This is a genomic window from Larkinella rosea (genome assembly GCF_003858635.1).
Classification (GTDB): domain Bacteria; phylum Bacteroidota; class Bacteroidia; order Cytophagales; family Spirosomataceae; genus Larkinella; species Larkinella rosea.
On the sequence record NZ_RQJO01000008.1, the window covers coordinates 161,650 to 182,445 of the forward strand.

Genomic DNA, 20,796 nt, shown 5'->3' on the forward strand with positions numbered 1-20,796 from the left:
CGGAAATAGGCTGGAAGGAGAGAAAACCGGTCGATCAGTGCTCTTCGGCGGTTTGAATAAATGCCTTGGCCTTGCGGATATTCTTGTTGATGAGGTCCGTTTCGATCAGGCCATCGCGTAGCCGGACAATCCGGTGGGCGTATTCGGCGATGTCTTCTTCGTGCGTCACCATGATCACCGTGTTGCCTTTGCTGTGAATCTGATCGAACAAATCCATGATTTCGTACGACGTCTTGCTGTCGAGGTTACCGGTCGGTTCATCCGCCAGCAGAATACTCGGGTCATTGACCAGCGCCCGCGCCACGGCCACGCGTTGGCGTTGCCCACCGGAAAGCTCGTTGGGTCGGTGGCCCGCCCGGTGTTCGAGTCCTACGTTTTTGAGCGCCTGCATGGCCTTTTCAGTTCGGTCGGCTTTGTTAAAACCGGCGTAAATCAGCGGCAGGGCCACATTTTCCAACGAGGTCTGGCGGGGTAGCAGGTTAAAGGTCTGAAACACAAAACCGATTTCCTTGTTCCGCACTTCGGCCAACGCGTTTTCGCTCATATTACTGACGTCCAGCCCGTTCAGAATATACGTACCGGAGGTCGGCGTATCCAGACAGCCCACGATGTTCATCAGTGTCGATTTCCCCGAACCCGACGGCCCCATGAAGGCAACGTATTCTCCTTTTTTGATCGTAATGGTCACCGATTTCAACGCTTCGATGACCTCGCTGCCCATCACGTACCGTTTCGAGATTTCGTTGGTTTCAATAATATTTTTGTTCATGATCAATTGGGAACAGCATCATACGAAAACCGCATGACAGAGTTGGCTACGTAGCGGCAATTTTGCGTCGACGCAGAAAATAATTTCGGACAAACAAACCCGTCAATATCAGCATTTCGGCATTCGGCAGGGCAGTCACCAGTTCAATGGTCCCTTCATCGGCCAGAAACATCCGCGTGCGGTCGTAATGGATGATTTCGTTCCCGGTTTTTGATTCCGGCGTGTCGGCCACGATACTCCATTCGTGCATCATGAAGTTTTCCCGCTGCCAGGTATATTTCTCACCGGTCTCCAGCCGAACCACGGCACCGTTGAAACCTTCAAATTCAATCCGGCCAACGATTTTATCCCCGGCATCTTTGTCGTGAATATTGACCGAATGAACCAGAAAACCCCTGACATCGAAAAAGATGTGAACCCCGTTCAGATGGGCATCGACATCCCGAACCAACAGATCGCGGTGCATGCCACCGACCACCTTTTCGCCATCCATAATGACGATGCTGCGACTGAACGCTTCTTTAACCCAGTGAAGTTGTTTTTCCATAATGGCCGAGGGGAGAAACCACCTCTTAAACTTACGGATTTTATTGAAATGACTCCCGCTGTTTTTTAATCAACGCACGTTTGGCCTGATAGCGGGCCAGAAATGCCTGATAATCGGTGGGAGAGGTGGCCGAACGCAGACGCGTCAGGCTCTCGTCGGCGTAGTCAGTCAGGCTCAGATCGAGACAAAGCAGCGCGTATATTTTCAGCAGATCCGGGTTTCGTTCGTTCAGTGGCAGGGCTTCCAATACCAGATTATAGGCTTTTTCAGCCCTGCCGTTCTGCTGTTCAAAACCGGCCGCAGCCGCTACGATTTCGGCGTTAAACGGCGCTCGTTTTAAGGCATTTTCATAGGCTAATCGGGCCGGAGCGGTTTGGCGTTTAGCCTGATAAGCCTGCGCCAGAACGAAATCTTTTTCGGGCTGAAAAGCCGCTACTACCGATTGCCGGGCGTCGCTGATAGTCTGATCATATTGCCCTTTCGCATTCCGCAAACGCAGGTACGCGATCGTCATGGCCGATCCGGCGTAAGGATTTAGCCGGGCTTCCTGCGGAATTTGTTCGTACCAGCTCTCGGCAACGACGGGTTGGTTGAGAGTTAGAAACCGGTTGACAAAAACCGAAGCCACAATCGTTTTTAGGTTGTCGTCCCGCATTGATCGGTACAAAGCCCGCTGCGATTCGGGCTGATCGAGCAAGGGGTTATACAGCAACACAAAGGCTTTTTCGAGATCGGTTGCGGGTTGTCTTTTTTCGTACAAAACCTCCGCCAGCGTTTGCACACCGGGATCGTTCTGCCCGGCGGTTTCCCAAAGCGATTGTGCAATGAGCGGATCACCGGATTTGGTCAGTGCGAGTGCCTGATAATAGATGGAAAGCGTATCGGCGTTCTGGCTTAGAATGTCGGCGGCTTTGCGGTTCAGCCCCTGTTCCATCATCCAGAGTCCCGTAATGAAATTGTAAAAAGCGCCATTGCGCTGATTGTCGCGGGCAATCTGGTCGGTTAGCTCAAAAGCCGTGCGTTTATTGCCGGTATAATACTGGCTTGCAGCCCGCGCAAACAGCAAATCGTCCGTAAAATCCTGATTGGCCGGATTCTGCCCCAACCGGTTCAGAATAGTCAGTAAGGTTGTGTCGGTCGTGCGGTTTTGAACCGAATAATTATACAGCTGAGCAAACCGGGACACATTCAGGCCGTCGTCGGTAAGTGGGGCATCGAGCCAGTTGGGGCGCTGAACTCCGGTGCTGTCGGTGGGGTTGCGGAAAAATGCCAAGGCTGAGCGGTTTGCTTCGTAGGATTCATACGAGCGGTTTTCCATCGTGCGTGCCAGCGAATCGAGCGAAATCAGTCGCGGATTGCGCGCCCAAAACGCCAGCAGGTTCGTTTGCGGAACTTCTTCCCGGGCCGTATTACCGGCGGCTGCGGCCAGGTAATAATAAGCCGAATCGGCCACGCTGGTTCGGGCGTAGAGATAGCCCAGATTGTTCTGCAATTCACCGTTTTTCGGAAAAGACCGAATGCCGCGCTGCAACATTTTAATCGCTTCGAAAAGCAGGTTATCCTGCAACAAAACCGCTGATAATCCGGCATACGCCTGGGCCGAAGGTTGTTTCAACAACGCCTGCTGAAAATAATGGACCGCCGTCACCTTGTCGTCTTGGGAAAGTGCCAGCGAGGCCAGCGCGTAATTGGATTTATGATTCTGAAATTCGCTGTTCAGGGCCAGACTGTAATATTGCTCGGCCACCCGAATTTCGCCCGTCCCGGCGTGGTAATCGCCCACGCTATTAAAATAACCGGCAACCGCCTGACTGATGGGGAAGAAATTTTCGAACGCCAGGATCACAACCGTTACAATGGCAGTCACCAGACGGGCTTGTAACACCGAAAACCGCGTTGGTTTGTACAAAACTTTATAAACCGGTAAGCCTTGTCGGTACAGGGATAGAAAGTTAAAAATCACGTAAGCCACGAACGCCAGACCAGCGGCCAGATGGGTATAGACAATCACGTCCTCCAGTGCTTCGACAAGCGGATCATTGGCGGACGCAAAGGCATACGAAATGACCATGAGGGTAATGAGTGCCAATCCCAGGTACAAATACGCCCCGGCATCCCGAAACGGCAGGGCGGTTTCGTTCTGGCGCAATTGCTGCCGAAACCCCCAAATTCCTAAAATCAATGAAATTAGAATCAGGACAAATGGACTGACTACCAGTGGATTCCAGGCAATGACTTTGGTGTTATTAAGCCAGATCAGCACCAGATTCACAATATACAGCGAACCAATGACCAGAAAGTTGGCTACCCCCAGCGGACGCCCCGATCCGTCGCTGCGGTTAGTCCGGGTCACGGAGGTGAGGTAGACCAGTCCCGCAATGATTTCCGGGGAAATCCAGAAAATAAAGCCCAGCGACAGCACCAGCAAACCCGGCAACGAATAACCGACAAACGCCAGCGCGGGCAACTGTTGTCCGGGTAACCGATCAATAACCAGCCAGCCCAGCAGCGTTATGGCCGCAAAAACACCGAGACGGGCGGGCAGTTCGATTTCCGGCCGGAAGGCGTGGAAATAATAACTGACCAGACCAAATCCCAGCGCCACCACGACAAACAGGAACCGACCTCCCAAAACCGTTCCCAAAAAACCGGGTAGTTGCAATACTTCCAGCCGGAACGTAGCCAGAAGCACAATTAAAACCGCCATTGCGATTAGGTAATACCAGCGGGGCAGTTCTGTAATGGCGGCCAGGACAAAGGCCATACCTACACAAATTCCCAGTGTTACCAATTGGGCCGCCAGCCCATTGACCTGCATGACCGAGGCTGCAAACTGTTCGGTAACGATGTAGGCTTTGCCCGACACCGAATAATCGAAAAGTCCGTCGGTAAAGGTGCCGATGGAAGCCGGGAGTTCCGTCAGGTCGCTCAGGACATCCCAGCGAACGACGTTCTGCAAGCCTTGCATCCAGGCCCAGATCATCCCAATGATGGCCGCAGCCAAAAGCACTAAACCCGTCCAGTAGGTTGTCCGGTGGGCAGTATTCCAGTTTTTCCAGAAAAAAAGCATACGTCAAAAATAAACCGACAAGGGGTTACATTGTGCCGGTTAAACTACCAATAGCAACGCTGCAAGCGGTTTGTTAGTGCCTGTGGATAAATTCTATCTCATCAGTCCGTTTATGTTGCAAAGATCCGGATAAAACCGGTAAACGAGCGGGAGTACCCATCAGAACGACAGCCGATTAGGCCCTCTGCGAACGAATAAACCGGTTTGTCCCCAAAATCTTTGTTTTGTGCAAACGGAGTAACCCGGGCGATTAACAGCGAACTAACTGGAACAAAAACGGTTTCGTCGTTAAAATCTTAAAAATAGATTAAAAGTCAACTTGGGTTTAAGCAAATTATCATCTAATTTTGCGGTCGCATTGAGTACGCTTTTCCTATTAAATATTTCAACTTCATAGCATGACAACTGCAACAGCAACGAATACGGGTAAAATCACGCAAGTGATCGGCCCGGTTGTTGACGTGAGTTTCGAGGGCGAAGGGTCGCGGCTACCGTCGATTCTGGATGCTCTGGAAGTCACCAAAGCCAATGGCCAAAAAGTTATATTGGAGTGCCAGCAGCACCTCGGTGAAGACCGTGTCCGGACGATTTCGATGGATGCCACCGAAGGATTGGAACGCGGGATGACCGTGGTTCACTTAGGCACTCAGATTACCATGCCGACGGGCGACGGAATTCGCGGGCGGTTGTTCAACGTGGTGGGTAACGCCATCGACGGGATTCCCCAACCGGCGAGCACCGGCGGTTTGCCGATTCACCGGAACGCGCCGAAGTTCGAAGACCTGGCGACATCAACGGAAGTTTTGTTCACCGGGATCAAGGTTATCGACTTGCTCGAACCATACGCCAAAGGGGGTAAGATCGGTCTGTTCGGTGGTGCGGGGGTTGGAAAAACCGTATTGATTCAGGAATTGATCAACAACATTGCCAAAGCATACGCCGGTTTGTCGGTATTTGCCGGGGTGGGCGAACGGACCCGTGAAGGGAATGACCTCCTGCGCGAAATGATCGAAGCCGGTATTATTAAATACGGCGAGGAGTTCAAACACTCGATGGAAGAAGGCGGCTGGGATTTGTCGAAAGTCGATTCGGAAGAATTGAAAGAAAGCCAGGCTACCTTTATTTTCGGACAGATGAACGAACCTCCCGGAGCCCGCGCCCGTGTGGCTCTCTCGGGTCTGACGATTGCGGAACACTTCCGCGATGGTGACGGAACCGGTCAAGGCCGTGACATTCTGTTCTTTATCGATAACATTTTCCGGTTTACGCAGGCCGGTTCGGAAGTATCGGCCCTGTTGGGTCGGATGCCTTCGGCGGTAGGGTATCAGCCGACACTGGCGACCGAAATGGGAACCATGCAGGAGCGGATTACGTCAACCAAACGCGGCTCAATCACCTCGGTACAAGCGGTTTACGTACCTGCCGATGACTTGACGGACCCGGCACCGGCGACAACCTTTGCCCACTTGGATGCCACGACGGTATTGAGCCGGAAAATTTCCGAATTAGGTATTTACCCGGCGGTGGATCCGCTGGATTCAACCTCCCGGATTCTGACCGCCGAAATTCTGGGTGACGAGCACTACAATACCGCTCAGCGCGTGAAAGAGATTCTGCAACGCTACAAAGAATTGCAGGATATCATCGCCATCCTCGGGATGGAAGAACTTTCCGAAGAAGATAAGCAGACGGTAAACCGGGCCCGCCGGGTACAACGTTTCCTGTCGCAGCCGTTCTTCGTGGCCGAGCAGTTCACCGGTTTGAAAGGCGTTCTGGTACCGATCGAAGAAACCATCCGGGGCTTCAACGAAATCATCGACGGCAAATGGGATCACCTGCCCGAAGCCGCGTTCAACCTCGTTGGAACCATCGACGACGCAGCCGCCAAAGGTGAGCGTCTGTTGAAGGAAGCAGGCAAATAAGTGCAGATTAAAAGACAAGAGATGTGAGACAAGAGACGCAGTTATAACGGTTGTCTTTTGTCTCATCTCTCAGATCTTTCATCTTATTATAAAAGAAAAATGCATCTGGAAATCATTACACCCGATAAGAAGGTCTTCACCGGCGAAGCAACGGCGGTTACATTTCCGGGCACCGAAGGCCAGTTTCAGGTTTTGAACGACCACGCACCCATTGTCAGCACGCTGGCGAAGGGGCCGGTTACGATTGCGACCGGAACCGGAACGCAGACGTTTACCGTCGATGGGGGCGTTGTGGAAGTGTTGAATAACAACGTGCTGGTATTGGCCGAAGCGGTTGTCGCGGCTTAAATCGGTCGTTAGCTTTATATAAATTAAGGAGGACAGGTCTGCGAAGGCTTGTCCTTTTTATTTTGTCTCAGAAAGCTTCTGTTGAATATTTTGGACAAACTCAATGGGAACATTGACGAGATCTGCTATTTTTTCAACGCTAAAATCACTCTTTTTAAGCAAGCTTGTCACAAACCTAATTTGTTCTTTTTCCTGACCCCGCAAATAGAGAACATCCCTTTCTTCGCTAATATGTTGTGCAATACTATCCATAGCGGTTTTCAATTTTAATTCTAAATTACGCAACTGCGCTAACACGCGCAACTGGCTAAAGTACCTCTTTAACGAAAAATCGCCATCGGTCGTTTCTTCAATACGTTGAATAATCTGCTTCAACGCGCTGTCAGGGCTTTCATCCCTGAAATCCGCCAGGACACCTAAAATGACTTCTTCTGGCTGATTGGATTTAAGGAAAATATGATAGTCAAGTTGCGAAAATGCAATCAGAGGAAACTCATATTTTAAGAGATCGCTTTCGTAACGGATTGCCATTTTTGGAGTTCCAGAGCCGAGAAATAACACAAACTGGCGAATGGGCAATTTATATTTTCTGGCCAACATAATGTGATACTCCGCCATACGGTAAACCATTTCCGGTTCATCAACTACCTGAAATTCAATTTGAAGAATAAACGTATTGTTTTGATTGTCAAGTATTTTCTTTAAAACATCCGGCTTGCGTTCTTTGGTATGCTGAATGTCGTCGGGTAATTCTTCCGAAGAAAGAGCCATAATACCCAGTAAGTTTTTCATCAAACTCGGTATGACGGCTTCAATATTTTCTTTAAAAATTTTGTCGTATTGGTTCGATTGCTTGCCCATACAACAAATGTATCAAAAACGAGATTGAATACTATTTTACATCAGTAACTCACCGCGCCGTCACTTTCCGTTTGTTATCCTGAATCAATTCCAGGGCTTTTTCCATGTCGCGGTCGCGCTGTTTGATCCGGTCGGTAACGGAATAATCAACCGGATAGTCGGGCATGACCCCCCGACCCTGGTCGGGATTTCGGCTGGCGGTGGCAATCCAGAAAACCGGAAACCGCACCCGCAGCCGGGTTTCAGGCAACGTCAGGGTTTGAATGATGCCGCCGTTACAGCCCGCTTCGCCCCCGCCGGTTTCCTGGCCAATGACCGTAACCGGTCGCTGGGCTTTCAGGCTGGCGGTGAAAATAGAAGCTGCCGAGAAGGTTCGGCCGCTGGTCAGAATATACACTTTTCCGCTAAACCGGTGGTCCGACGCGGGTTTGTTCCAGCCAACGTTGGACTTGCCAAACTGGTAGCGTCCGGCTTCCGATTTCATAAACCGGAAATTCTGCCGCAAAAGCCGCTTTTCTTTCCGGTCGAAATACGCGCAGGAATTGGGTCGGCGAACGCGGCTTTCGGCCCGGTCGACCTGGCGGAAATCGGATTTCATCAGATACGACATCAAATCCGAACCGATTTCGGCATTACCGCCGGTATTTTGCCGCAAATCGATCACCAGATCCTGTACTTTCAGCTTTTCGAGGGTTTCAAAAACGTCCCGGTGGTAGGATTCGTAATGGTCATACGCAAAACCGTTGATGATCAACATGGCCGCCGTCGAATCACCGTTCAGGAAATGCAGCGAACGCATGAGCTGCAGTTTCGCATCCTCATCGTAAAAGGATGTCTCGGTTTTGTGGCGATTTTTACGGCTCCGTTTCACTGTCTCAGGCATTGAGCTTGTGGGAATATCACCGGAACTGACCGGCCGCCGACGGACGGTGGTGATGCGCTCGGTCGAGGTCGTGTCGCGCACAGTCATCGTCCAGGGCGAATGACCATCAAAATGCCGCCAGTATGTTTCCTCCAGGTGGTATAATTCCAGAAAATAATTTTTAAAGGTTTGGTTATAACCGTCTGATGGCCAGCGATCCCGAGCGGCCTGAATCACTTCCTTGACGGGATGATTGCCCAGTTTAAGCACTTCCGTACCGCAAACCAGCGACGAATCGGTACTGCGGTTTCGTCCGATAAACATCCGGTCGTTTTGTAGAATAATATCGAACGGTAACCATTGCGGTTGCGGTTTCTTTCCAGAACGACTGGAATAGAGTGATTCCTGCACGTCGGTATGGCCGCAGCGAATCTGGACAATCAGCGGGCGGAGCAATTCGCGGAACTCACTTTCGGTCATCGGGCGGTATAACTGCCGGGCAACCGCGTCGAACTGGCGGTTCATTTCCTCGCGTTGGACATACCGGTACAAGCTCGGATGGCGCTCTTCCAGCGTCTTCCGAAGCACCGCAAAGTCGCTCCGCAACTGCTCGACCGTGTACATCCGGGGGCGGTAGGGCGCGCTTTTCGGATGGGCCGGAAAACAATAAACCGTGCTGATAGTCAACGCCATCAGCCACACCAGGAACCGCATACTATTTTTCTGACTAATCAGTAAAATCTGTTCCCGAAACTACCTTTTTTTTTATGGGAAACAAAATTAGTAAAACGCATCTTCGATGTGCTTGATGTTCACCTCGTCCGGCAAAACCGTCACGGCCACAATGTCGAAACGGACATCGTGCTGCCAGTCTTTGGCGAAAATATAATGCTCGGCGGCTTTCATCACCAGCCGCGCTTTGGTGGAATTGACGAATTCTTCCGGATTGCCAAACCGCGTTCCGGTTCGGGTTTTTACTTCGGCAAAAATGATCAGTTTGCCTTTTTGGGCAATCAAATCAATTTCGGCGTGTTGGTGCCGGTAATTGCGTTCCAGGATCTCGTAGCCTTGCTGCTGGAGGTAGCGAACGGCCTCGTCTTCGCCCTGTTTGCCGGTCTCATTGTGCTGTGCCATCGGTCGTTTTTCCTATTAGACGGAAAACCGCTTCGATAGATACGAACGAAAACGTACGGTTTTGGTGTTTTTTCCGCAAGTAGTACGCTAAAATGAACAGTATCTGCAATAAAAAAGTACAGATTCAGGATCTGGGGCTTATTGATTATCAGGCCGGTTGGGACTATCAGGAGCGGTTATTGGCGGATATTGTAGCCACCAAAATTGCCAACCGGACTCTGGCAACCGACCAACACCGTCTGACGTCCAATTACCTGCTTTTCTGCCAGCATCCGCACGTTTATACACTGGGAAAAAGCGGGAAAGAAGGTCATTTGCTCGCCAACGATGGTTTTCTGGAAACCATCGGGGCGACCTATTACAAAATAAACCGGGGGGGCGACATCACCTACCACGGGCCGGGTCAGTTGGTGGGTTATCCGATTCTGGACCTGGATAATTTCTTTACGGACATTCACCGCTACATGCGCGTGCTGGAAGAAGCCATCATTCAAACGCTGGCCGATTATGGACTGGATGCGGGCCGCATCGATGGCCTGACGGGTGTCTGGCTGGATTACGAAACGTCGGAAAACCGCCCGAATGGCATTCCCCGGAAAATCTGCGCGATGGGCGTTAAAGCGAGCCGCTGGGTAACGATGCACGGCTTTGCCTTGAATGTCAACACGGATTTGAGTTACTTTAATCACATCGTGCCGTGCGGCATTGCGGACAAAGCCGTGACGTCGATGCAGGCCGAACTGGGCCGGGAAGTGCCGATGGTTGAAGTTACCGAACGGGTTAGCCAACACCTGGCCAACCTGTTTGAAATGGAGTTGGTTTCCGTACCTACGGATCGCACGGGCGCCCCCGTTCAGTCCGTTTGCGGTATAACATAAAACACGGACTAAAGTCCGTGGGTACGTTGAATGAAGAGAGATATTTCGTTTTTACCGGTCGAAGGAATACAGGTCGTGATTGCGCGGAAACCGACCGAATTGGATCAATACGATTGGCAGGTTTATCTGATCAATCAAAATAATGTAATGATCCGCAACGTCTTTGTTACCTCGAAGGGATACGGTTTTCGGGATGAAACGCAGCAACAGCAGCAGACGACCTCCACGTTGCGGCATTATTTTGCGGAATTACAGCCGAATGAGCACGTAGCCGTCGAAACCATCATGCCGGATGTGTTTCACCTGAACAACCAATATTGGGTCAGTTACTACATTGGCGACCAGATTTTTGACAAAAAGTTTATCTTCGTGCCGGACAGCATTACCGAGCAGAACCTGATTCCGATTCATGAATTGGGACTGGACGGAATCCTGCACACCTAACCGTTGTCATTCGTCTTTTTGCCACTGCCATGCCCGTATCCTGGAAAAAACGCCTTAAAAATCTGTTGTTTATCGACATCAAAACCGTTGCCGGAGCCCCTTCCTACGATGAATTAGACGAACGAATACGGCAGCAATGGGGACAGAAAACCAGCTATTTTCAGAACGAAGAAAACTGGTCGGTCGCGAAATGGTACGACAACCGGGCGTCCTACTACGCCGAATACGGCAAAATCGTTTGCATCGGCATTGGTGGTTTGTACTGGGACGATGAGGAGAACATTTTCCTGAAAGTAAAAACGCTGGCCAACGACGATGAGGAAGCGCTGTTGGGCGAGTTTATCAGCCTGATTGAAAAATACCCGACGAATGAGTTGATTCTCTGCGCCCACAATGGCAAGGAATTTGACTATCCGTACCTGTGTCGCCGGATGCTGGTTCATGAACACCAACTCCCGGCTACGCTCCGGTTGTCGGGCCGAAAACCGTGGGACATTCCGCACCAGGATGTGCTGGAAATGTGGCGGTTTGGCGATAGTCGCCATTACGTTCCGCTCGATTTACTGGCCGCCGTTCTGAACCTGCCCACCCAACCGCTCGAACTGACGGGCGACCAAACCAGTTTAGTATATTACCAGAAACAGGGGCTGGCCAAAGTGCGCGAATACGCCCGCTCGTCCATCGTGACGCTGGTGCAGGTGTACCTGCGACTCCTGGGCGCCCCGCTGGTGAAAGACCAGCACATCACGCGATTGGAGTGAAAAGGTGGCTGTTTCGCAGAGTTTAGCGGAGAAAAAACGAGTTAAGCGGAGTTTTATTCCTTCTCTGCGTAACTCCCTTTTTCTCCGCTAAACTCTGCGAAACAACTCTTCCAAACTCCAACGTCTTTTTAAACGAAAAATATGAGAAATAACCGAAATAAACTAAGAGAACAACACAGCCGCAGAAGCCCGCAGAACCGCCCGGTTCCGGCCGCCGACTCATTTCTCGATGAAATGAAGAACGACATTGTGGCTTTTTTTGAAATAAACAGCAAAGATTCCTTTTCCCAAACCGACGTACTCGAGAATTTTGACGTCACCGACCGAAAAACGAAACTGCTTACCCACGGCCTGCTGGGCGAATTGGTGGACGAAAGCCAACTGACCCGCCACCCCGACGGAACGTATCAATTTAACGAAAACGACCGCACGATTGAAGGCACCGTCGACCACGTAAACCCGCGATTTGCCTTTGTCGGCAATGGCGACCGTGACACGGATATTTACGTCAGTACCGAAGATCTGAACGGAGCCATCGATGGCGACAAGGTGAAAGTCACGCGCTTGAGCGGATCGTCGAATTCGGGCGGTTTTTCGCGCGGGTCGCAAAACCGCAGCCGCCGGATCGAAGGCAAGGTCGTCGGCATTGTCGAACGCGGCCGTTCGGAGATCGTGGGCCGGATTTCGACCTGGCCGAATTACGGGCAGGTGGTTCCCGACAGCAAGAAGATTTACGAGGAGATTTATATTCCGAAAGACAAACTCGGCGCAGCCAAAGATGGCGACAAAGTCATTGTGAAGCTCACGCGCTTCCCCGACGGTCGTCAACGGCCCGAAGGCGAGGTAACGGCGGTTTTGGGACAGGCCGGACAGAACAATACCGAAATGCACGCGATTCTGGCCGAATTCGGTTTGCCCGTGCATTTCCCGGATGCCGTCGAACAGCAGTCCGAAGCCATTTCCGAGAAAATACCGGAGCAGGAAATCAGCAAACGGCGCGACATGCGCGGCATCACCACGTTTACGATTGACCCCGACGACGCCAAAGATTTCGATGATGCGCTGTCGATCCGGCATTTGGATAACGGCAACTACGAAATCGGGGTGCACATCGCCGACGTCACGCATTACATCCAGCCCGGCACTCCCCTGGAAGACGAAGCTTTCAAACGCGGCACCTCAGTTTATCTGGTGGATCGCGTGGTGCCGATGTTGCCCGAAAAGCTGTCGAATAACCTGTGTTCGCTGCGTCCGAATGAAGATAAGCTGACGTTTTCGACGGTTTTTGAAATCACGCCCGATGCCAAAATTAAAAAAGAATGGTTTGGCCGCACGGTGATTCATTCCGACCGCCGGTTTGCCTACGAAGAAGCGCAGGACATTGTCGACCGTGGTCAGGGCGATTATTTGGAAGAATTGCGGTTGTTGAACGAACTCGCTTTCAAGTTCCGCGACGAGCGGTTTCGGCACGGTGCCATCAACTTTGAAACCGTGGAAGTGAAATTCAAGCTCGACGAAAATGGCGTGCCGCTGTCGGTGTATCCGAAAATCCGGAAAGATGCGCACAAACTGATCGAGGAATTTATGCTGCTCGCCAACAAACGGGTGGCCGAATTTGTCCACGGTCTGTCGCGCGGAGAACACCCGAACGTAATGGTTTACCGGGTACACGATTCGCCGGATTTCGAGAAACTGAAGACGTTTGCCACGTTTGCCGGGCGGTTTGGGTACAAACTCAAAATTGACAGCGAAAAAGAGCTCTCGAAGTCGTTCAACACGATGATGGAAAGCCTGGAAGGGCAGCCGGAGCAGAACGCCTTGCAGCAACTCGCTATCCGAACGATGGCCAAGGCGCGTTACAGCACCGAGGACATTGGCCACTTTGGCTTGTCGTTCCGGCGGTATTCGCACTTTACGTCGCCGATCCGTCGCTATCCCGATATGATGGCTCACCGGCTGTTGCAGCATTACCTGGACGGCGGTAAATCGGTCGACAAAGAGGAATACGAAGCCAAATGCAAGCATTCGTCCGACCGCGAGCGCGTGGCTGTGGAAGCCGAACGGGCGTCCATCAAGTACAAGCAGGTTGAATTCATGAACCGGATGGATCAGGATCAGGAATTTAACGGCATCATTACGGGCGTCACGGATTTTGGGCTGTTCGTTGAAATCACCGAAACCAGTGCGGAAGGTTTGGTGCGAATGACCGATCTGGGCGACGATTTCTACGAATTCGACAAGGACAATTACCGCCTGATCGGCAAACGGAACAAACGGATTTTTGCCTTTGGCGATGCCGTAACAGTACGTGTGAAAGAAGCCAATCTGGCCCGGCGGAGTCTGGATTTGTGGCTGGTCGAAGACAAAGGAGCGGTAAAACTTTCGCTCAAAAACCGCCTGACGCGCCGGGAAAACAACGACGGTGAAAGCCGGGCAGCCCGACGGTCCGGTTCGGCAGGAAGTCAACGAGAGAAGGCTGCAAAAACCGCCAAATCCGGTAAAGAGCGCCGTAAGCGTTGAATCACTACCCGGGGTTTTAACCGGGGGAATTTCAGATAAAATTATGAACGACGAATTCATGCAGGAAGCCATTCGGCAGGCAAGGAAAAGCCTCTCGGAGGGCGGTATTCCCATCGGCTCGGCGCTGGTGAAAAATGGTGAACTGGTGGCATCGGGCCACAACAAGCGGGTGCAGGAAAACAACCCGATTCTGCACGGCGAAATGGATTGCCTCAACAACGCCGGGCGCGTGGGCTCGTTCCGCAACACCGTGATTTACTCCACGCTCATGCCGTGCTACATGTGTGCCGGAACGATCGTGCAATTCAAAATTCCGAAGGTGATTGTGGGCGAGTCGCGAACCTTTGCCGGAGCGCGGGAGTTCATGGAACAACACGGCGTCGAAGTCATCGACCTCGATCTGCCGGAATGCGTCGACATGATGAACCTGTTTATCGCTCAAAAACCGGAGGTTTGGAACGAAGACATTGGGGAATTGTAGCCGCACGGAGTGGCCGCGCGTTGCGAATCCAATTTAACCAATCGTATGTACAACCTGAAAATTATTAACTCGACCGTCCGGCCCAGTCGCAAAGGGCCGCTGGTCACCGCCTGGATTGCTGATTTAGCCCGGAAGCACGGCGAATTTAACGTTGAAGTGCTGGATCTGGCCGAAATTAACCTGCCGTTTATGGACGAGCCTGCTCACCCGCGGCTGAAGCAGTATGAGCACGAGCACACCAAAAAATGGAGTGCAAAAATTGATGAAGCCGATGCCTTCATTTTCGTAACGGCCGAATACGATCACGGATACCCGGCTCCGCTGAAAAACGCCCTGCAATTCCTGTTGCAGGAATGGGCCTATAAAGCCGCTGGAATTGTCAGTTACGGCGGGATTTCGGCCGGAACCCGGGCAACTGTCCAACTGAAATCCGACCTGATCGCGCTGAAAATTGTCCCGCTCTTTGAAGCGGTGAATTTCCCCTTCTTCGATCAGTTTATCAACGACGAATCCGAATTTCAGCCCAATGAAACCAGTCACCGATCCGCTCAGACCATGCTCAACGAGTTGGTTCGCTGGACGAAAGGCATGCTGGTGGTTCGGAATCAATAGACAAGAGAGGGGAGACAAGAGAATAAAGACCACTGATCGCGATTGTGTCTTTATTCTCTTGTCTCATTTCTCACTTCTATTTTAACCTCTTCTTCAAGCCCTCGATCACCTCCCGTGTTTCGGCAATCCGGGTTTTCAGGCCTTTTTTGTAATGCCACAGCTGAAATTCCGGGTTTGAGCTTTCTTTTTCCAGTTCCTGTTCAATTTCCCGCAAATAGCTTTCGCTCAGCTTCAGGTAGCGGTCGGCGGTTTCGGGATTGTGAAAACCGCTTCCATCGACGGTGACATAAATGGGTGTCGTGTGGGCCGCCTGTTGCGAACCGGCAAAACACCGGACCGCCAGCCAGATGCCGTGCGTTAGTGTATCCAGATTCAGCTTGATCGTTAATTGATTAACCGACTGTCCCGGCTGGTTTTTGGTGACGCTGGCCAGCACCTTTCCGTGGCCAACCAGTTCGATTCGTTCCAGCGGAACCTGTTTGGAATGACCAAAAGCCGTTGCCGAAATGACGAGTTTCGTGTGTTTTTTAACGTCGAAACGATCGCCCGGCCGGGCGTTGTTCACGCGAAAATCGAGCATTGGTCCGCTGGTTACCACGGTATGTCCGGCTTTTAAGCCTTCCTTCCACGACTGATTCGTGAGCGGTTTTTCGGTGAACACGTAAAACCGGGCGTTGCCGATCCGGGCCGAATGTTCCGGCGAACCGTGGTCGTGGTCCTGCCCGCACCAGGGAAAATCGGAGCCTGCCGTGGCTGTCACCGGAAAGCCCAGATCCAGCAAATGGTAATAGTGTTCGGTGCGCAACGGATTGGCATCCACACAATACTGCAAAATTTCGAGCACATCAACTTTGTCCCGCAGCCCGTCGAGCGTCAATCCCCGGTAGCCGTGAAACGTTTCGGCGTGGTGGGCGTACCCGGCAAGTCCCCCCAGTTCGTGCAGTTTGTCAAAAACCGTATCGTAATGGTAGTATTCCTTCGAAAACCGCACCTTATCGGAAGCGCCGTAGCCGAGCGCGTGACCGATTTCGGGCGTTCGCGGGTCTTCCTGACCCGAAACAAGGAGGTAATTATCCCGGCGGTAAACGCCTTTTTCGCCGTACGCATACTGCGGATAATAGGTTTCCCAGAAATCGCCCATGCGCAGCAACACGCCCACCCGAACATCCTCAGCCTGTAGCCAGTTCATCAGCAGGGGGTCTTCGCGCGGGGAACGCCGGATGTGAATATGGCCGTCGGTCGAGTACCAGCCCCGGGCTGCCATGTCGATCCAGCGCGCCAGCCGAAATGCTTTCCGCTGCGTTTGACCGGATCGAACAACCAGTTGGTGCTGCTGATCAATAAATTCCGGGCCTTTCGAAAGCGATAACTGATAGGTGCCCGGCGGCAAGGCCAGCCGAAAGCGCCCATCGACGTAAAACGAACTATCGGGCTGAAAGCCAAAACCGTCGGCGTGGTCCCACAACCCGTACATGACGCCAATGGCTTCCGTCGGCAGCCGTTTAACGACCCGACCCTGCTGCGTCAGCCGTACCCGAACCGGGGTTGGTTTGGAGCCAGTTGTCGTGGTTATTTCGATAGCGACCTGGCCGGGTTTAACGGGTTGTGCCTCCACCGAAATAGCAGCAAACAGGCCCAGGAAAAAGCCGGTGAGCGCTTGTAGCCAACGCCAGTGATTCCAACAAAAAACCGGTAGATTATCCATTTCTCCAGACGAAAGAACCAGCGATCATTTTCTGGGCTAAAACTCAGTATTTTTCTTCAAATACTCCGCTTTCTCAATTTCTTTTGCGTACTTACAAGTCCGCTTTTTCTCAAATTTCAGTCGTAATGTCAGTAGTACCAACGATTCGGAGCAAATACGGTTTTTACCGAAAACTGCTGCGGGAACATAAATACGTTCTCCGGGATACGGTCGATGTAGTTAAAGTGACCGGTCAGCCGACGTTTCTGGAGGGGAAAGTGGCCGTTTCGCACAGTGATCTGGACGCGGAAATCACGCTGTCGGTTCGGGTGAAAAGCAACGATCACGACTTTTTCCGGTTCGAACTGCAATGCGCCGAACTGAGCGAGGAACCATTTTTTCAGTTTCAAAGCGACGGTTGTGCGCATCGAAATGCCGATGAAACCATTCCGCTGGCTGAACAACGCGTGACCACCCCGCACTTCAGTCAATACAATCAGCAGGGTGCCAACGTTACGTTTAAAATGGGGACACCCGAGGATGACATAAACCGCAGTATGCTGTATTTTTGTCAGGAAGCGAGGCTGAACCTGCGCGACGACGAAATACCGCTCATCCGCATTCTGCCTAATGCGCTGCCGCTGCACGTAACCCAAAAAGACCCCAATTCAACGGTTTTGTTTTTGTGATGGTATTCGAGGAGATTTATAACGATATAAAAAACGCATTCGGCCAGCTTTGGACGTTTAAGGAGCGGGGTAAATCGCTGGAAATCATTACGCCTTACACGACGACAACGCAGAAATTCATTTCCGTTTTTCTGTCCTACAAAGATGACGAGTACATCGTTTCCGACGGCGGCTGGATCGACAGCGGTTTTTACGAAAACGCGTACAACCTGGAAGACGATGTGTACCGGAAAATTGCCCATCATTATTTCAACGCCTTCGGTATCAAGGAAATAAAGGGGCCGAGTCAGAAAGCGTATTTCTACAAAAAAACCATTACACCCATTGCGGTTCCGTCGCTGGTTTTCGACCTATCCAATTTCATTGCGGCTATGGTGAGCATGTCCGAAATCGAGTTCGTCGAACCCGAGGAGCGTGAAACCAAGGAGCAATTCCGGCGGTCGGCGAACGAATACCTGCAGGCGGTTTTTCCGAAGGAAAAAATGGAACTGGGCGCTTACCTGGACGATAAGAAACAAATCCGGATGCACGCCGTCGTCAAGCAGTCGTCGTCAAAGCTGATCCTGATCAATTACATCACCGGCAGCAACCCTTATTTTTTCAACAACAGCATTACCAAAACCAACTTTCTGTTCGAGCTGGCGGAGAAGTCGGTGGTGGGGCGGTTTGTGAAAAAGAAAATTTCGCTGATCGACAACACGGCGGCCGGATACGTTCCCACCCGCATCGCGACCTTCATCAATCATCTGCTGGAAAATACCGGTTCCGAAAAAATCGACTGGTCGGAGCGCGAAAAGCTGAACGAGCTGATCACTTAATCACCTTCGTCACCTCAAACGTCCCCTGTTTGCCTCCGGTCCGGCCGTCGACCGCGATTCCGTTGATGACAAACCGGTAGGTTCCGTCCTCGTCCGACGTATAAAATTCCAGTTGAGCCTTGCCCTGATCATTGAGTTTCACGGACGGCGCCCAGTGCAGCAGATTGCGCAGATCCGGTAATCGACTCCCCGATTTTTGGGGCGTGTCGTAACGCGGAACGTAGAAATCGCGCGGAACCTGCAAGCCTTCGTAGTCGGCCAGCAACGCTTTGGCATCGGGTCGATAGCCCGCCAGATCGCCTTTGTAGGTCGTAAAACTGATGAGTCCATCGAAAACCAGCGGCCCAACGATGTAACGCCGGGTCATGACTTCCAGCTTCTGCACTTTTCGCGGGTCAATTTCCATCACCCGATCCATGCTGAAAATCGGAACGCCGTCGAGCAGCGCCATCGGGCTGGCGTCAAAAAACAGTTTGTGCTGCACATCCAGCACGCTGATCGTGTAGCCATCCCGGCGCTTGCGGGCCATGACGCCCGGAACGTATTCGCGAAAAATCTCCTCCATCACCGGAAACCGGGTGAAATCGTCGAGCAGGTATTTTTCGTTTGCAACGCCGTAAAACGGAATGCTATCGACTTTGGGTGGCTGATATCGGCTCAGATTCCCGCGGTAGTAGGCGTTCTGGGCCTGCATCGAAATACTGCGGTTCAGCAGCGGATCTTTCAGCGCGGGCGAAAAATCGAAAATCGGTAGTCGTGATGATGCAAACCGCTCAAAAAACGGGTTCTGCAATTCAATCCGGAAGATGCTGTCTTTCGGATTGAGCTGCGCGACGAGGTCTTTGGGGCCGTAAAAATCCTTCGTTTCAAAGTGAATCCGCCCTTCCGAATCCGAGCGCGAACCATACAGCAAAATGTGTTTTCCCGGTACCGACAGATACGAACTAAGCCCGCGTCCGGGCATTCCCGTGCCGGAATGAACGATTTTCCCGCGAATAAAATGGCCGTTCACTTCGGGTAAATACTCGTCCTGCGGTTGATTGAGCTGCTGCACATTCTCCCAGCGAAACCGGCGCCAACCTTGTGTCAGCATCAGGTTGTCGGTGGCTTCGGCAACTTCTGATCCGCTGGCCGAAAAGTAATAGTCCGGCGATTCGACCGCACCCCGCAAATCGGAAGTCATTAACAGATACGTCTGAATATCACCGGATTCGGCTGGTTGCAGCGAATCGAGCCGGTAAATCGCTACGGAAAGATCGGCGAGTGCGGCTTTGCCGGTTTCGTCCTGCGCCGTCAATTCAACCACGGCTTTTTCGCGGGTCGATAAGGCGCCACTGGTGAACCTGGTGTCGATGGCGAGTCGGCGCTCCGGCCGTTTGAAATACAGCCGTTCGCAAACCGGTTTCCGGCTGGCGTCGAAAACCGTCAGGTGCGAAATGCCTTCGCCCAGTGTTTTTTTGTCGATAGTGAACGAAGCCCGGTTGTCGCGAATCGATTGCTGTTCGGCCTGAATGGACGCCAGCCGCGTGTGGGCCAGCAAATAAACCGTGGCTGCGTTGGTGGTTGAGTTGACCGAAATCCGAAGCTGTCCGTTTCCCGCTTCTGTCACCTGCATCGTGTAACCCTGCTCCTGAATGGCCGGAAAGGGGCGTATCATCACTTTTCCGTTCGCGTCGGTCAAAACCGCCCGGTATTGTTGGCCTTCGGCGGGCGTAAATTCAAAACGACCCATGCCAAACTTCAGCGGTTTGAACCGAACCACCGTATCGTTGGTCTGATCGACAATCGCACCCCGCAAATCAACGCCTTTCCCGCGGCTGCCGACGGTTTTGAACCCCACCGTACTGGTCAGTTTCCGAACCAGATTACCGCCTTCGGGAAAAAACTGGACATCGACCGTCAGCGAATCTTTCAGCGCGGGCAACTCCAGTTTGCGAAACGTGTTGACAATCGTAACCGTTTTTTCAAAGAAATAATCGGGGCTGAAATTTTTCATCCAGTTCGTATAGGCCCGAACGAGGTAATTTCCGGATGCTAAAGTCGTTGGGAGAAACAACGAACCGTATCCGCCACCGGCGGCCATGGCCACTTTCGTTTGCAAAACCGGGCGGTTTTCCTTGTCGAGCACTTCCAGGTACGTGACTTTGCTCAGCGACAGCGGTTTATGAAACGAGCCATCGACGTAATTGATCTTGAACCACATCAGCTCCCCGGCAACGTAGAACGTTCGGTCGATGTGAACGAACAGTTTTTCCTGCAACGCCCGGTTTCGGTACGCTTCGAGTTGCTTCTGCGGATCAACCTGCGCCCAAACCGGTCGAATACTCACCTGCAACAGGAGCAGAAAAACCGGGCCAAGCAGAAAAAAACGTTTCATTCGGGTCATAGTAAGGTTC

At 52.0% G+C, this 20,796-nt stretch carries 18 protein-coding genes; 10 read left to right on the plus strand and 8 right to left on the minus strand.

All coding sequences use genetic code 11. The features are described from left to right. Nucleotides 1–34: 34 nt before the first annotated feature. From EHT25_RS09520 to EHT25_RS09530, 3 genes are read right to left on the minus strand one after another with little or no spacing between them, the layout of a single operon-like run. The gene (locus EHT25_RS09520) at nt 35–769 is read right to left on the minus strand and encodes an ABC transporter ATP-binding protein (protein ID WP_124873817.1); all 735 of its coding nucleotides are present in this window, start codon (nt 767–769) and stop codon (nt 35–37) included. A gap of 46 nt (nt 770–815) precedes the next feature. Further along, entirely contained in the window at nt 816–1,316 is a 501-nt protein-coding gene (locus EHT25_RS09525; RefSeq protein ID WP_124873819.1) for a hypothetical protein, read from the minus strand. Nucleotides 1,317–1,356: 40 nt separating this feature from the next. Beyond that, complete coding sequence (locus EHT25_RS09530) at nt 1,357–4,386, minus strand: hypothetical protein (RefSeq protein WP_124873821.1); 3,030 nt, start codon at nt 4,384–4,386, stop codon at nt 1,357–1,359. 398 nt (nt 4,387–4,784) lie between these two features. Here EHT25_RS09530 and atpD point away from each other — a divergent pair, with 398 nt between their 5' ends. Both atpD and atpC read left to right on the plus strand, forming a co-directional pair. Beyond that, complete coding sequence (atpD, locus tag EHT25_RS09535; RefSeq protein WP_124873823.1) at nt 4,785–6,308, plus strand: F0F1 ATP synthase subunit beta; 1,524 nt, start codon at nt 4,785–4,787, stop codon at nt 6,306–6,308. A gap of 99 nt (nt 6,309–6,407) precedes the next feature. Continuing rightward, nucleotides 6,408–6,656 (plus strand): ATP synthase F1 subunit epsilon, encoded by a 249-nt coding sequence (atpC, locus tag EHT25_RS09540; protein WP_124873825.1) that lies wholly within the window; start codon nt 6,408–6,410, stop codon nt 6,654–6,656. 57 nt (nt 6,657–6,713) lie between these two features. Here the strand turns inward: atpC and EHT25_RS09545 are convergent, their stop codons facing one another. The 3 genes from EHT25_RS09545 to EHT25_RS09555 form a co-directional block, all read right to left on the minus strand. Continuing rightward, nucleotides 6,714–7,517 (minus strand): RpnC/YadD family protein, encoded by an 804-nt coding sequence (locus EHT25_RS09545; RefSeq protein ID WP_124873827.1) that lies wholly within the window; start codon nt 7,515–7,517, stop codon nt 6,714–6,716. A 49-nt stretch (nt 7,518–7,566) separates the two neighbouring features. Continuing rightward, nucleotides 7,567–9,093, minus strand: coding sequence for a S41 family peptidase (locus EHT25_RS09550; protein WP_124873829.1), 1,527 nt, complete (start codon nt 9,091–9,093; stop codon nt 7,567–7,569). A gap of 66 nt (nt 9,094–9,159) precedes the next feature. Further along, nucleotides 9,160–9,513, minus strand: coding sequence for a YraN family protein (locus EHT25_RS09555; RefSeq protein WP_124873831.1), 354 nt, complete (start codon nt 9,511–9,513; stop codon nt 9,160–9,162). A 92-nt stretch (nt 9,514–9,605) separates the two neighbouring features. Between EHT25_RS09555 and lipB the strand changes: the two genes are divergently transcribed. From lipB to EHT25_RS09585, 6 genes are all read left to right on the plus strand, one after another. Continuing rightward, on the plus strand, nt 9,606–10,391 hold the full coding sequence (gene lipB / locus EHT25_RS09560) for a lipoyl(octanoyl) transferase LipB (RefSeq protein ID WP_124873833.1): 786 nt from the start codon (nt 9,606–9,608) through the stop codon (nt 10,389–10,391). A gap of 30 nt (nt 10,392–10,421) precedes the next feature. Beyond that, nucleotides 10,422–10,835, plus strand: coding sequence for a hypothetical protein (locus EHT25_RS09565; RefSeq protein WP_124873835.1), 414 nt, complete (start codon nt 10,422–10,424; stop codon nt 10,833–10,835). 29 nt (nt 10,836–10,864) lie between these two features. Continuing rightward, on the plus strand, nt 10,865–11,596 hold the full coding sequence (locus tag EHT25_RS09570) for a ribonuclease H-like domain-containing protein (protein WP_124873837.1): 732 nt from the start codon (nt 10,865–10,867) through the stop codon (nt 11,594–11,596). 141 nt (nt 11,597–11,737) lie between these two features. Then, nucleotides 11,738–14,116 carry a ribonuclease R gene (rnr, locus tag EHT25_RS09575; protein WP_124873839.1) on the plus strand — a complete coding sequence of 793 codons (2,379 nt, stop codon included), beginning with the start codon at nt 11,738–11,740 and terminating at the stop codon, nt 14,114–14,116. Between the two features lie 43 nt (nt 14,117–14,159). Next, nucleotides 14,160–14,597 (plus strand): nucleoside deaminase, encoded by a 438-nt coding sequence (locus EHT25_RS09580; protein WP_124873841.1) that lies wholly within the window; start codon nt 14,160–14,162, stop codon nt 14,595–14,597. 45 nt (nt 14,598–14,642) lie between these two features. Then, complete coding sequence (locus EHT25_RS09585; RefSeq protein ID WP_124873843.1) at nt 14,643–15,209, plus strand: NADPH-dependent FMN reductase; 567 nt, start codon at nt 14,643–14,645, stop codon at nt 15,207–15,209. A 76-nt stretch (nt 15,210–15,285) separates the two neighbouring features. Here the strand turns inward: EHT25_RS09585 and EHT25_RS09590 are convergent, their stop codons facing one another. Further along, nucleotides 15,286–16,914 (minus strand): CehA/McbA family metallohydrolase, encoded by a 1,629-nt coding sequence (locus tag EHT25_RS09590; RefSeq protein ID WP_124873845.1) that lies wholly within the window; start codon nt 16,912–16,914, stop codon nt 15,286–15,288. Between the two features lie 125 nt (nt 16,915–17,039). Between EHT25_RS09590 and EHT25_RS09595 the strand changes: the two genes are divergently transcribed. After that, nucleotides 17,040–17,582: a hypothetical protein gene (locus tag EHT25_RS09595; protein WP_124873847.1), complete on the plus strand. Its 543-nt coding sequence runs from the start codon at nt 17,040–17,042 to the stop codon at nt 17,580–17,582. After that, the gene (locus EHT25_RS09600; protein WP_124873849.1) at nt 17,582–18,400 is read left to right on the plus strand and encodes a hypothetical protein; all 819 of its coding nucleotides are present in this window, start codon (nt 17,582–17,584) and stop codon (nt 18,398–18,400) included. Before EHT25_RS09595 ends, EHT25_RS09600 begins: the two co-directional genes overlap by 1 nt. Here EHT25_RS09600 and EHT25_RS09605 read toward each other — a convergent pair. Next, nucleotides 18,393–20,777: a hypothetical protein gene (locus tag EHT25_RS09605; RefSeq protein ID WP_229311489.1), complete on the minus strand. Its 2,385-nt coding sequence runs from the start codon at nt 20,775–20,777 to the stop codon at nt 18,393–18,395. The genes EHT25_RS09600 and EHT25_RS09605 overlap by 8 nt on opposite strands. Between the last annotated feature and the right edge of the window lie 19 nt (nt 20,778–20,796).